Origin of the sequence: Proteus sp. FME41 (assembly GCF_014897315.1) — a bacterium.
Lineage (GTDB): Bacteria > Pseudomonadota > Gammaproteobacteria > Enterobacterales > Enterobacteriaceae > Proteus.
Genome location: NZ_JABUYL010000035.1, coordinates 1 through 14,600, shown reverse-complemented (window position 1 = coordinate 14,600; position 14,600 = coordinate 1). Strand labels below are relative to the sequence as shown.

Here is a 14,600-nt window from a genome sequence, read left to right as displayed (position 1 = left end):
TAAGAGAAGCCCGTATTTTAGAAAAACAAGCTCGTCAATTAAGAGAACCTCAAAAAATTGAGCTTTATGCTGGATTTGGATTGTCATCATTAAGCTTTATCACACCTTTATTGGCGAAGTTTAAGCAGATTAACCCTGATATTACCGTTCATATTGATGATATGCCGTCTAACACAATGGAAGATAAGCTGCTTCTTGGTGAATTGGATTTAGCATTTTCACGCTTACCTATTCAAGCGCCATTAAAAGGGCTTCAATTGGCGCAAGAGCGATTGATGTTAGCTATCCCTATACAAAATATTACGGTATTAGAGATAGATGATAATCCGTTACGTTATTTTGATACTCTTGGGCTGATCCAACTTGTTCCTGAAAAAGGAAGAAAATTGTATCAGCAAATTCAGGATTTTTTAAAACAACATCAAATAAACCCTCGTGTATTACAGCAATCACAAGATATTCAAACGCAATTGGCGTTAGTGGCGGCGGGATTAGGAATGGCCTTTGTCCCTAAAAGTGCAGAGCTTATCTGTGATAAACAGAAAGTAACGTTATTACCCCTTTCTGGTTTATATACGCAGTGGGAAATAGGTGTTATTTGGAATGATAATATTAAAAATAAAGATCGTGATCTGTTTATCAAGATAATTTCTGAAGAAATAGATACATTATAATTAATAATTAAGTCGTTTTTATATTGTAAATAATTAATTTTCTATTCTTACATTATAATAGTATTGGAATACTTATTAAATATTAATTAGTTTTAAAAGAAATGGAAATAAATAAATGCGAGTCTCCTCACAAAAAATAATCTAAAATAATACGTGCTTTTTAATGTGTTTAAGTAAAAAATCAAATTAAAACATTATATTAATTTAATCAGCCTAACATAAGTAGGGTTAATTAAAATTGTTGTTATTAAAATAAGTTATTTACAATAAATGAAATTTATTTAATATTAGCAACGCACACAGCAGCAAAGTCTATTATCTGTAAATCAAGCTAGAAAGATAAAATAACATTACCTCTGTTAGTGGCAACTTATTATTTATAATGGGTTGCCACACCCCAAGTTAATAATAAGGAAGTTATTATGAAAAAATATAATAAGTTAACCTGCGCATTATTTATATTAATGGGCACTCATGCAGCACATGCTGAAATTCATTCTAATCAAAGCGGGCCTTTAACGACCATGAAAGTGGGAGCGAGTGATCCTGTTCAATACGGCTCTCATCAAATGCCAGGTGGAGAACCGGGAGTTGGTATTAGTACAGTAGGAGGCGGGAAAAAAATTGGTTTTGCTTCGTTAACATCAGCAAGAATGAGTGGTGGGGCAGATAGTAATGGAATTTACACTATTCAGCCTAATGAACATACACCGGCTAGCCATAGTGATATGGGTGTCTTTCATTTTGCCAAAATCACGGATGCCAATGTCTATTTTGGTGACTGGGCAAAAACAACATCAGCAACAGATGCGACACACCAAACTTATTATGTGGGTAAAGATGTGACCACCACATTACCGACAGACAGTGCAACTTATACCGTAACGGGGATTAGCCAATACAGTGGCAGTAACTTGCTTTCGGGTACGTTTGATGTCGATTTTTCACAAAAGAAAATTGAAGGTTCATTGGCGAATAGCCAACGTACAGTTGAGTTAGAAGGTGGAAATCTTTACACCGCGAATAACCAAGTCACATTTTCTGCAGATGCAAAAGAAGGCACAACATCAGGGATTGTTGAAGGTGCCTTCTTTGGCGAAAGTGCAGATGCACTAGCGGGTATTGTGGTGTTCAGCGCTGACCACACAAAAGATATTGGTTTTGGTGGTATTAAAGATAGCAGTGAAAATGGATCATCGACTGAAAGTGCAGATGCATCCTAATTTTTTAGACATAAAGTTATAAGTTTATTAGGTAAAACAATCGGTTAATTCTTTTAAAGTGGTATTAGTGGTCATTACGCTAAATGTTAGCAACAGATAATCTGGTATAGGGTTATCTGTTTTTTTTTATCTAAAATAAGCAGATTTAAAGGAATTGTTTTTTTGTTCTCATAAGGATATGCCATGCATTATTATCAACCTTTAATAAGGTGGGGGTTTGCTTTACTGTTCGTTTTATTTTCATTGAGTGGGATGGCAAAAGAAAACAGCGACACATTATCGCTGTATCACCTTGATAAAGAAAAAGCGGTTGATGTAGGTCAGTCGCTTTATCACTCTTTGCAACAACAGCAATGGCAACACGCAGAAAGATTATTGTCTTATTATCAACAACAACTTCACTATGAAGTATTGCTCGTTAATTATGCAAAAGCATTATTGGCACAAGCTAAAGGAGATTTTTTAAACGCTGAATTTTATTATCAACAACAACTTAATCAAAAAGCCGATTTTATTCCCGCACAAACGGGATTAATTCAGCTTTATTTTCATTTGCGAGAATATAAAAAAGCGCAACAACAGCTTGATAAGCTGAGTCAGAATGTTGATTTAAATGAAAACATTGATCAATCTATTGGCTTTTATAAGGCTAAATTAGCCTCTTACTTTCAGGGCCAACGTTTTTATCAACTGGGTTTTTTTTATGATGACAATATTAACCATGCTTCTTATCTGACAGAACAAATTGTATCTCTATCAACGCAAAGAAAAATCACGAGAAAGGGAGCTAAACCCATAGCATCAACGGGGATTGCTCATTTTTTTTCTTTTTATCAGCCTTATATTATTTATTCTAACCATACCCTTTCGGCTTATACTTACGCTCGGTATATTGATTATCTTTCTTATCGTTCTGTAAATTTTCTGGCGTTGTATGTACAACTAGGTTATCTCTATCAAAAACCGCAATATCAATGGTCAATTTCACCTTATTACGAAATAAAAGCACAGCATACTCAATATGAATATCAAGCATGGGGCATTGATACACAATTTTATTTCTCTATTAATAAAAACCAGACTATTAATTTAAATGCTAATTATAAAATAAAGGAATATCAAAAAGAATTAAATAATTTAAATAATGTTCAATTTAGTTATGGTGTTAACTATAACTACTATTTCAATAATAAATTGAAATTACTTAATCAATTAATTTATCAAAATAATCGTAAAGAAAATACTTTATTAAATTGTCAGCAATATGGTATAAAAACTGGCGTTTATTATCCCTTATCAGTGAATTGGCAATTCTCTCTTTTTTTACAATACCAATTTAAATACTTTAATAATTACAATCCATTATTAAAGCAAAGAAGAAAAGATAATAGCGTTATTTTAACGACAAATATTAAAAATAAAACACCTTTTGTTTTTGGGTTTTACCCAGTAATAGAGTTACGTTATACCCGAAGATTAAGCAATGTGGATTGGTTATATCAATATCAGCAACATGAAGTGTTATTTAAATTAGAAAAGCAGTTCTAATTAAACCAATCACTTCCTTTATTAATTGAATAGGTAAAACAATGCATGTAATGCTTTTTCGGAAACGGAAAATAGTGTCAATCTTCGTTTCTCTATCACTGTTTTCTCCTTGCTTTTATCTGCAAGCGAAAGAAGATAAAACCGATCTTGGCCATATTCAGGTTTCCGATAATAAAGAAAAAGATAAACAGGGTTATGCACAAGTTTATGAAAAAGATGTCTCTAATGTTTATTTAGGAAAAGAGTTGTTAGAGCGATATCACGGTGTCTCTCCCGCGGATTTACTGAAAAGTGCCATTGGTGTTTATAGTGGTGAAGCGCGTAATGGTGGGGCACTTGATCCGAATGTTCGAGGCATTCAAGGGCAAGGTAGAATACCTGTCACAGTAGATGGTACAGAGCAGGCAATAACCGTTTATCGAGGTTACAGTGGTGCTTCTAACCGTAACTATATCGATTCCAATCTGATTAGCAGTATCTATATTGAAAAAGGGCCTTCATTAACCCCTGATATGAAAACCGGTATTGGTGGTGGTATTGCGATAAAAACCTTAGATATTCGAGATATTGTGCCTGTAGGTGATTCTTTTGGTATTAATTTTAAAGGGGATATTAGTAATAACGCTACACGGTATAAAGAAGTTTATACCAATATGATTGAAGATTACCGCTATTATCCAAAATTCTATCAGCAAAGTGCTTATATTATTGATCCTGCTTTAGAAATAACACCTAAAAAAGGTAAAATACAAAATTTTCAAGATTATTCATTTCGCCTTGGGGTAGGTTTTGAAGAGGAGGGATTTGACTTATTGTTTGCTTATGCACTGCGAGAGAAAGGAAATTATTTTGCAGGAAAAAGAAATGCTAAAAATTACAGTGAGAATGATAAAAAGTTATTGGAATCAGTTCATGTAAAGGATGGCGCAAGAAATTTTGAACCTTATTTGCCCTTTATTGCTCATATTTATCGCCCAAATAATGAAGTACCTAATACCTCTAACCGTAGTCGTTCTCTTTTAGTAAAAGGAACATTATTTCCTCAGCAAACTCATCGTTTTTCCATTAATTACCGATACACTGATTTATTATTTGGCGATATTATGCCATCACGTTTAAGTTGGGTTCGTTATGATAAAAACCTGGTAAATCAATGGCCTCTTGGAAATATCACACAACAAGCTGGAATATTAACCTATCAATATAAACCCGAAGATAAAAAAACAGATTTACTATTAAGGTTATGGGGAAATTTAACTACGGGTCATACTAATACTCGTGGGGGAAAGCCTAGAGAGCCAAAACAAGTCGATCCATTTGCTAATAGAAATACAGAATGGGATCTCAGTTATGAGACTGGATTTATTGATACCTCTTCTCTTTATCAAGAGAATAATCGTTACGGTATTGATTTATCTTCTATATTTAAATTATCACCTCAATTTTCTATTTCATTTTCCAGTAATTATCAATTTGAAAAATTGGATAGTGATGAATTGGAAGTACCTGCAGGTTTTGATTTTGTTACAGCAGGGCGAGCAGGACAACGTCATGAAATTAATTTAGCCCTTTCCACAGATTGGAAGCCACTTTCTTGGTTAGCCATTACTGCAGGTGGCAAATACCATTATTATCATTTAACAGATACTTTTTTAAATAATAAGCGACGTAATAACGTAAAAGGCTATGAGAAACCCCGCTCAATAAGAGGCTTTATTCTTCCTTATCGACGAACTTTAACCGCTGAAGAATATTTATTATATAGAGCAATTCATAAGATTGATGTAGAGACGTTACCTGAAGAGCTTAAAAATTATCGACGTTATCCTGAAATAGATAAAAAGGTACGTGAGTTTGTACAATCTAAATTTGTTTATCCTGAATATGAAAAACTTTCTCCAGAAATAAAAGAAAAGATTATTAATAGTAGTGAAGTGAAAAGAGTTCAAGTTAATATGACGCACGATGATTTTCTTCATGATAAACAAGGAAATCTCAATATAAAATCTTCTCAAAAACGTCTTATGGTCACTGAACATACAGTCTGGCTTTATGACGAAAATAGCGAATTACCTAAAAGTAAAAACATCTTTTTAAGTGGTTATGTTGATATCAATGAAAAAGTACCTGATCCAATTATAGGTGAAGCCGTTAATAAATATGAAATGGGTGTGACAAACCCGATACCCATTTATTTAGAAGATAGCCAAGATGCCTTTGCATCAGAACCCAGCTATCAACATGGCGCATTTTCACCGTTAGTGTCTGCCACAGTTTATGCCACTGATATATTGCGTTTTTATGGGCGTTATACCGAGCAACTGCGTTTACCTAATTTATTTGAAGACACCAGTGGTTTTTCGGGTTCCAAAGCCCGTTATTATGGCTTTAAATTAAAACCCGAACGTGCAAAAAGTACTGAGTTAGGTGTTGTGTTTGATTTGACAGATTGGCTCAATGTCGAGCGCCATGCTGATATTAAAATTAATTATTTTCATACCAATATCGAAAATGTGTTTGATAGAGATGCGAATTGGCAAATTAGGCAATTTGAAAAGCAAGTCTTAGAGGGGCTGGAAGTTCAAGCACGTTTTGATAACGGTTTTATTTTTATGGATACGGCTTTAGTTTATAGCCATAAAAATAAGGTATGTGATAAAAATGCCTTTAGTAACTATGATCCATTTGGCTTTTTGGGTATTAAAGAGTGTATGACGGGCGGTTACCCGGGGGGATTTTTACGGACGTCTATTCAACCCAAGTATTCTGTTAATTTACATTTAGGCACACGTTGGTTAGAGAATAAATTAGAAATAGGAAGCCGCTGGCTTTATTCATCAGAAGTGGAAAATAAAGATGAAAAGTGGCTAAAAGAAAAATTACCGAGAGAGATATACGGTCAAAATAATAACCCGATGCGTTGGGCAAAAGTCTTTACCGTTGATGCTTACATTAACTATCAATATAGCCCTAATTTATCTTTTGAAATGACTGGCAGTAATTTATTAAACGAATATTACATTGATCCTTTAACGCGATCAGGTATGCCTGCACCTGGAAGAACATTCCGATTGGGTGTGACTGCACAATTTTAATCAAAAGAGAATTAAGGAGCTTTTGTTATGTTGGCACTTTCTGTCAGACAACCGCTTAATATTTATTATTGGCTAATTGGCATATCGTTAATTTATATCGCCGTATTAAGCTGGGTGTTACGTTCATTTTCTATGACAGAAAGTGCGCACCATATTCATCAGCAACAAGAAAATACATTATCGGTTTACCAAGTGATGTTTTCACCGCTCCAACAATCGACTGTCGTGCCTGAGCCTATGGATGAAATTAGACCTCAAGATACCGCTATTGTTTTACCCAGTGCTCCAAAGGGTGAATTTGTTGAGATACAAAAGACATTACCTGAAAAAATAAAAGAAAAACCGATCCCGATTAAAATAAAGCCAATAACACCGGTGAAAAAACAGCTAGTACAAGAATACACCGAGCCAGTAAAACCCGTTGATTTAGAAAGCCAAATAGCGCAAAACGCATCAACACAATCGCAAGAAAGTTTAACGCAATATACGGCAAGCTCGTTAGCAGGAAGCAGTCGTGCATTAAGTCAACAAGATATAGGGCAAGGCGAATCTAATAACCATTATATAAGCTCGTTGCGTCGAGAAATAGAGCGACATAAGCGTTATCCATCACAAGCCCGCCGTATGCAATATGAAGGTCAGGTGGTGGTGCGTTTTTCATTGACACCAGAAGGTGCCGTTTCAACCGTATTGATAGAGAACACGTCGGGCATCTCTTCCCTTGATAACGCAGCTATTGCCGCCGTAAAGCGGGTAAAAACAATCGGGCCTAAACCTGAAAACCTGTTAAATCCGTTGATTATCTCGTTAGATTTCCAATTAAATTAAGGGCTATTGAAAACACCTAAGGACCATTTCAACTTAGGTGTTTTTTTTATCAGGAGCGCCTTATATCCCCGCCTTTCAGTGAACTGCCCCCAAGAGAGAGCACTTTAGCCACGACATGACCAACAACTCACTAAACTTGAGAAAAAAGCGATATGGGTGACGAAGATAAACCCACACAAACTGTTTTTTGTGCGCTCATTCTCACTTTTCTTATCACAAGCCTATAAATCTGCATTGTTAATGATATTGATTATGATTAACATTAATAATTACGTTTATTATTTAAAGTAAAGCTTGTTTACTTGGAAATTGGTTATGTTTAAATCCGTTGTCTCTATCACTTGTCTTTTTCTTTTTTCTCTCTTTGTTAATACGGCAAATGCTTTTGATGTGGGCGCAGACAGTCAGTCTTGGCCTCGCACATTTACTAATGTGGATGGCACAAAGGTCGAAATCAAAGAAAAACCACAACGCATTTTATCGGCGTCAGTCTCTATCACCGGAACATTACTCGCGATGCAAGCACCTGTAGTGGCAAGCTCAACAGCAGCCAATGGGCAATACTTTGCTCAGTGGGATCTGGTGGCAAAAGAAAAAAAGGTTGAAAAACTGTGGTCTGCAGGCAGCGTTTCATTAGAGATGGCATACCTTTATATGCCTGATTTAATTGTTGTTTCTATTAATGGTGGTGATACTGTCTATCCGCAGGTTGCGCAGTTTCAACAAATAGCCCCAACGATCGTTTTAGATTATGGCAAACAGAGCTGGGAAAGTTTGGCTTTACAATTGGCGCAAGCCACAGGGCAAGAAAAAGAAACCAACGTACTGTTACAGCATTTTTCCGGCTTAGTGAAAGATGGCAAAGAGGCACTTCAACGTCCTGAAGGTAAGGTCAATATTATTTCTTATTTTGGCGCAGGTACTGTGAATCCTGTTTCATTACCTGGAAGTCCTCACGCCGTATTATTACAGCAACTCGGGTTTACGATTGAAAGTGCCGATCTTGCGTGGCAACCAAAAGATAAGCCTGTTTCTGATTTTGTTTGGGCACAGTATGAGCATTTAACGCAACTGACTGCACCAACAACCTTTCTTTTAAGTGGTACAGCGAAAGACGCGGATGTTTTTATGGCTGATCCCATTCTTGCCAATCTGCCGTCTGTGAAAAACAAGCAAGTCTATGGCTTAGGGGCGAACTCCTTTCGGATTGATTACTATAGCGCGCAAGAGATTATCAACGAGATGGTTGCACGTTTTAATTCACGTAAGCAATAACGCATGTTGACATCACACCACACGATAAAGTGGGGAATAAGAGGCGCTGTTCTCTTATTGATCCTTTTTGCTCTGTTAAGTTTATTTGTGGGAAGCCGTCAGGTTTCTATGCAAACCACATGGCAGGCTTTTATTGCTTTTGATACCACAAATAGCGAACACTTATTAGTGCGCTATTTACGATTTCCTCGCACTCTATTGGCGATAGTGATTGGTATTGCGCTAGGAGGGGCAGGAACATTAATGCAAGCATTAACGCGTAATCCATTAGCCGATCCTGGGTTATTTGGAATTAATGCAGGGGCGATGGTCGCGATTGTTTCTGTTATTGCGTTAACGGGGATCACGGATGTTACTATTTATATGTGGTTTGGCTTATTAGGGGCATTTTTAGCGGGTATTGGTGTGTATCTTCTTGGTGGTATAAGGCACGGACTTAATCCCGTCAGAATGGTTCTTGCTGGGGTTGCTCTCTCCGTGGTCTTACTCGCCATCACTCAACTTGTTACGGTCAATAGTGATGAACGTGTTTTTGATCAGTTTCGACATTGGGTTGTCGGATCATTACAAGGGCGCAGTTTTGATGTGCTGTATCCCATTACACTGCTTGTCGCGATAGGCAGTGTGATTGCTTATTCACTGACACGTTCGTTAGATATCGTGACATTAGGTGATGATATTAGTCATGCATTGGGTGCAAACCAAAAACAGGTTTGGTTGCTATCAGCATTTGCGATTGTTCTTCTTGCAGGAAGTGCAACAGCCGCCGTTGGTCCTATTAGCTTTTTAGGATTAACTGCGCCTCATTTTGCCCGTCGTTTAGTCGGCGCTGAATATCGACGCATTTTACCAATGTCGATGTTAATTGGTGCATTAGTGATGCTGATGGCGGATTGCGTCGGGCGATTAATTGGTACGCCGGGGGAAATTAGCGTCGGTATTATGATCTCACTGATTGGTGGGCCTTTCTTTATTTATCTCGTTAAACGTTGGCGGATCATAACATTATGAAACCTAAAAATAATGAAATTATCTGCCAGTTAGGGACATGCTCTTGGGTTTTCTCGTTAAAAGATATCTTTGTTGCTTTGATCTTGTTTTTATTGGTGATATTCCTCGCTTTCTTCGCATTGACAACGGGTAAGTTTCCTATCGAAATATCAACATTAATGGATATTGTGGTTGGGCAATCAGAAGGCGGTATCAAAGAAAAAATTGTAATGGATATTCGTTTACCACGCTTGCTTACTGCAATGGGAGTTGGCGCAGCATTAGGTCTTTCAGGCGCTATTTTTCAATCGATTTCTCGTAATGTTTTAGGCTCACCTGATGTGATTGGTTTTACGACAGGGGCGGCATCAGGAGCATTACTCCAAATTATTCTTTTTAATGGTACGGTTGTTGATATCGCGATTTTTACATTAATCGGGGGAATGGCGACGGCGTTAATTGTTTATCTGTTGTCATTAAAAAATGGAGTGATGTCAGGTTACACCATGATTTTAATTGGTATTGGTGTCGGTGCTATTTTACATGCCTTTAATGGATTACTGTTAGTAAAGGGAAATATTGATAATGCCATTATGGCTAACCTTTGGCTTGCGGGCTCGTTAAATGCCCGAACGTGGCAACATGTTTATCCTACCTTTATCGGCTTGCTTATCCTTGTCCCGTTGATCTCCTTTTATGCTAAATCACTTACGTTGATGGAAATGGGTGATGACATGGCACAACAGTTAGGTGTCAATGTTGGCAGAGTAAGATGGGTGATGATTTTTAGTGCGGTCTTGCTGGCATCATTAGCCACTGCAAGTGCAGGGCCTATCGCTTTTGTTGCATTAGCCGCTCCTCAGTTAGTGATCCGATTAAGCCATTCTGGAAAGTTACCTATTATTGGTTCGGCATTAATGGGAGCACTGCTTTTACTTTCTGCTGATGTGCTATCTCAAAGCTTGCCTATTAATGTCACGATGCCGGTTGGTTTAATGACAGGCGTTATTGGTGGGCTTTATCTGCTATGGCTATTAACAAGAAAGCACAAAGTTTAATTTGAGAATGATTTTTATTACGTATTAATAATGATAAGCATTAGATATAATGCGATGAATAATAATAAATGAAGTAAATATTTATCAACTTAAGGATGAGTGATGGGATGGTCACCAGAAAGACTAACTGAATATTTGGGATGTAATGAGAGTATTTTATAAATCGTCTAATGGCATGCTATATAGCATGAAAGGTATAGACTTATGTCTGGTGTTCTTACTCTACGCACTAAAAAAGCCACAATAACAACATTAGTGCAAACCGCGTTATTGGGAACATTATGTTTTACTGCTCCTAATGTGAATGCACAAGAAATAGCAAAACCATCAACGTCACAAGATAATAAGAAACAGGATGAAAAAGTTGATGTATTAATTGTGACGGGTGAAAAACTGAATAAATCTATCTATGACACGGGTTCAAGTGTCACAGTGTATGACGCTAAAAAGATAGAAGCAGTCCCTAATGCGGATGTGAATACACTGCTGCAAATGACACCAAACATTGTTGATAATGGGAATAGTAATGCTTTACCCGCTATTCGTGGTGTTGATGGCTCTGGGCCTGCACAGGGGGCGATTGCCTTTTTAGGGGGAACGCGTCCCCGAGTTAACTTCTCTGTTGATGGTCGTTCATTTACCTATAACGAATTTGGCTATGGCGCACAATCGTTATGGGATGTGAATACGGTTGAAATTTTCCGTGATCCGCAAAGCTATGTACAAGGCCGAAATGCTATTGCGGGGGCTATTCTCGTTAAAACGCAAGATCCCACCTTTTATTGGGAAAATGCAGTAAAACTGGGTGCAGGTCAGCAAGATCTTCGTGAGTATGCGGTGATGACTTCAGGGCCATTAATTGAAGATAAATTAGCATTTCGTTTTACCGCAGAAAGACAAGAGCGTGAAAGTTTTGTTCATATGGATAAATACTCGCCTACAGGTGATCCACGCGATATCCATTCCAATACATTCCGCGGAAAACTACTTTACGACTCTTTAGATAATCCTGACTTTAAAGCCAAGTTAACCGTCAGTCATCTTGATAGCCGATCACCGCAAAATGAAGCCAATATGGCGAGTAATTTAACACCCAATGCCCCCGCACGTTTCCGTCCTGTAATTAAACGTAAAACCACCAGCGGTATTTTAAATACATCATGGGAAGCAAATGATAATTTAAGTGTTGAAAATACATTAATTTATACCGATTTCTCAACGCGTCGCTTAACGGAAGCACAAAGTCCGCGTGCGGATATTGATGCTAAAGAATTTGAATTTGAACCGATGTTGCGGTTTAAAACAGACAGTGAAGCGTTAAGCGGGATTTTCGGCCTGCGTTATTTCCATGCTAAACAAGATGAGTTTGTGAATATCTTTGGGGGCAGTTATTTTGATGATAAAACAGAAACAGCTTCAGCCTATGGCTCATTAACTTACGCGCTATTCCCTGAAATTGATGTCACTTTATCTGGGCGTTTTGAACGTGAGCATCATACACGTAATGGCGGTAGTGCTTCTGTTGCTATTGATTTTGATGAAACCTATAACACGTTTTTACCTAAAGCTGACATTGCATGGAAACCGGGTGTGAATCAAACGGTAGGGGTGGCTGTAGGCCGGGGTTATAACGGTGGCGGTGCGGGTGTAACAATTGGAAAGCCAATTGTTACTTATGTCTATTCACCTGAGTATGTCTGGAACTATAGCCTTTATACCCGTAATAGCCTGTTAGATAACAAGTTAAGTATTATGACGAACCTGTTTTATAACGACTACAAAGATATGCAACTGCCTTTCTATTTAGGACCAAATTCGTCCACTATTCGGAATGCGAAAAAGGTTGAAACCTATGGTGCTGAATTAACCGTTGCTTATCAGCCTATTGATTCTCTTGAGTTAAATACAGGCGTGGGTTTATTAAAAACCAAAATCAAAGACTTTGGTAATAGTGGTATTGAAGGTAAAGAATTGGCGCGTGCGCCAAGTTATACCGCAAATGTTGGTGCTAAATATCAATTAACGCAAGCAATGGATATTAGCGGTAACGTTCAATTCTCGGGTGATTATTTCTCTAGTGCAAATAATGCCGACAGTGGCAAAGTTGATAGTTTTTGGTTAGCCAATTTACAGCTTGGATATAACTTTAAATGGGGTAGAACGACGTTATTTGCTCAGAACTTATTTGATTCTGATAAGCGAATTCTTATTCCTGATAACAATAAAGACACCGCCATTTACCAGCGTCCTCGTATGTTAGGTGCCTCGGTAGAAGTTCGTTTCTAAATACACGATACCGTAAAGGGGATGTGAAATGCATCCCCAGCTTAGTGTGATGTCGTGATTACATAAAAAGATAATGTTATGCACAATAGCCGATTACAGACGCACTCTTTAACGTTGGGATATCAACAAACAACGATTTGCCAAGATATTTCTCTTTCTATTCCTGATAAAAAAGTCACCGTCATTATTGGCCCCAACGGATGTGGCAAATCAACACTATTACGTAGTTTGTGTTGCCTATTAAAACCGTTATCAGGCTATGTTTCATTAGATGGGCAGTGCGTAACAACATTACCCACTAAAATGTTGGCACGCCAAATTGCGTTATTGCCACAAACCATGCAAGCACCTGCTGGGATCACGGTGGCTAATTTAGTGGCAAGAGGACGGTTTCCTCATCAAAGCTTTATGCATCAATGGAGCCGAGAAGATAAATTAGCCGTAGAAACGGCAATGAAAGAGACGGGTATTGTGGAATTTGCAGATAAAACGGTAGATTCATTATCAGGGGGACAAAAACAACGTGTCTGGGTGGCAATGATATTGGCGCAACAAACGGAGATTTTACTGTTAGACGAGCCCACAACGTACCTCGATATTGCTTATCAAATAGAGTTACTTAATATATTTCGGAAGCTTAACCAACAACAAGGACGTACCGTTGTTGCTGTTTTACATGACTTAAACCAAGCCTGCCGTTACGCGGATAATTTAGTGGTGATGGTGAAAGGGAACATCATTGCACAAGGTCAGCCACAATCTATCGTCAATGAAGCACTAATTAAGCAAGTTTTTGATTTAGAATGCCAAATTATTCCTGATCCTGTTGTAGGAACACCAATGGTCGTGCCTTGTTAACGCTGTTTTGTAAAATGTAAAAGCGGCTTTAGTTTGGCTAAATACCGCTTTTAAACGTGTAATTCGGTCATTTATGCGGTTTTGGTCCATTTATTGGCAACCCAAAGCCCACTCATTTTCATTGAGTAACCAAATAACACCCCCACAATTAACGACGGTATGGTCTGTACTAAATCGCCTTGTGCGGCAAAGAGGGTGCATGCCCCAATAAACGTTCCTGGGATATAAGCAAGTAGGGCACTTTTAGCCTGAATACACATCACAAAGGCAATCACACCTGTGACAGCATAGCCAAAAATGGAAATATCACTAAAGACTTGGCTACCATAAATAATCGCCAATGCCCAAATTACGCCACTCATAATGGTAGCCATAGTGACGGCTAATCCTTTAATGCCTTCTTTAGGATAAGCAAAGTAGGCAGTACAGCCTAAAAAGCCTGCCCAGCTTAATAGATCAAATTGGTTGGCAACAAATGCCCAAATACCAGAAAGAATGCCTGTTGTCAGTGCAGTAAAATAAAGCGTTCTCACGATAGACTCTTAATCATTAGGGGGATATTTATCCAGTTAACTAAAGGCGAAGTTTAGCATTGTCATTGACCAATTTTCTATATTTAGATCATTAAACATCATAATTTAAATACGTGTTTTTTCTCTATGTAAAATCTATTTTTCTTTTTAAAAAGGGGAAAGATAAAGTAAACGATTGCGTTATTTAATCTATAATTAAATAAAAATAATTAGATACATCATTTGATATTTA

The 14,600-nt window shown here is 37.5% G+C and carries 11 protein-coding genes; 10 read left to right on the top strand and 1 reads right to left on the bottom strand.

All coding sequences use genetic code 11. The annotated features are described in order from the left end of the window. The 10 genes from INT04_RS18510 to INT04_RS18465 form a co-directional block, all read left to right on the top strand. A partial coding sequence (locus INT04_RS18510) for a LysR family substrate-binding domain-containing protein (RefSeq protein ID WP_193017528.1) occupies positions 1-674 on the top strand: 674 nt, incomplete at its 5' end. Positions 675-1,096: 422 nt separating this feature from the next. Next, positions 1,097-1,897: a Slam-dependent surface lipoprotein gene (locus INT04_RS18505; protein ID WP_193017527.1), complete on the top strand. Its 801-nt coding sequence runs from the start codon at positions 1,097-1,099 to the stop codon at positions 1,895-1,897. Between the two features lie 183 nt (positions 1,898-2,080). Continuing rightward, on the top strand, positions 2,081-3,445 hold the full coding sequence (locus tag INT04_RS18500; protein WP_226894177.1) for a surface lipoprotein assembly modifier: 1,365 nt from the start codon (positions 2,081-2,083) through the stop codon (positions 3,443-3,445). A gap of 74 nt (positions 3,446-3,519) precedes the next feature. Next, positions 3,520-6,540 carry a TonB-dependent receptor domain-containing protein gene (locus INT04_RS18495; protein ID WP_319022978.1) on the top strand — a complete coding sequence of 1,007 codons (3,021 nt, stop codon included), beginning with the start codon at positions 3,520-3,522 and terminating at the stop codon, positions 6,538-6,540. Positions 6,541-6,567: 27 nt separating this feature from the next. Then, on the top strand, positions 6,568-7,368 hold the full coding sequence (locus tag INT04_RS18490; protein WP_193017525.1) for a TonB family protein: 801 nt from the start codon (positions 6,568-6,570) through the stop codon (positions 7,366-7,368). 315 nt (positions 7,369-7,683) lie between these two features. Further along, the gene (gene fepB / locus INT04_RS18485; protein ID WP_193017524.1) at positions 7,684-8,643 is read left to right on the top strand and encodes a Fe2+-enterobactin ABC transporter substrate-binding protein; all 960 of its coding nucleotides are present in this window, start codon (positions 7,684-7,686) and stop codon (positions 8,641-8,643) included. 3 nt (positions 8,644-8,646) lie between these two features. Next, positions 8,647-9,654, top strand: a complete 1,008-nt coding sequence (locus INT04_RS18480) for a FecCD family ABC transporter permease (protein WP_193017523.1) — start codon at positions 8,647-8,649, stop codon at positions 9,652-9,654. Continuing rightward, positions 9,651-10,691: a FecCD family ABC transporter permease gene (locus INT04_RS18475; RefSeq protein WP_193017522.1), complete on the top strand. Its 1,041-nt coding sequence runs from the start codon at positions 9,651-9,653 to the stop codon at positions 10,689-10,691. Before INT04_RS18480 ends, INT04_RS18475 begins: the two co-directional genes overlap by 4 nt. A gap of 204 nt (positions 10,692-10,895) precedes the next feature. Then, complete coding sequence (locus tag INT04_RS18470; RefSeq protein WP_193017521.1) at positions 10,896-12,977, top strand: TonB-dependent receptor; 2,082 nt, start codon at positions 10,896-10,898, stop codon at positions 12,975-12,977. A gap of 78 nt (positions 12,978-13,055) precedes the next feature. Beyond that, positions 13,056-13,835 carry an ABC transporter ATP-binding protein gene (locus tag INT04_RS18465; protein WP_193017520.1) on the top strand — a complete coding sequence of 260 codons (780 nt, stop codon included), beginning with the start codon at positions 13,056-13,058 and terminating at the stop codon, positions 13,833-13,835. A 71-nt stretch (positions 13,836-13,906) separates the two neighbouring features. On the opposite strand, the gene INT04_RS18460 is transcribed toward INT04_RS18465, so the two are convergent. Continuing rightward, positions 13,907-14,368 carry a DUF1097 domain-containing protein gene (locus INT04_RS18460; protein WP_193017519.1) on the bottom strand — a complete coding sequence of 154 codons (462 nt, stop codon included), beginning with the start codon at positions 14,366-14,368 and terminating at the stop codon, positions 13,907-13,909. Between the last annotated feature and the right edge of the window lie 232 nt (positions 14,369-14,600).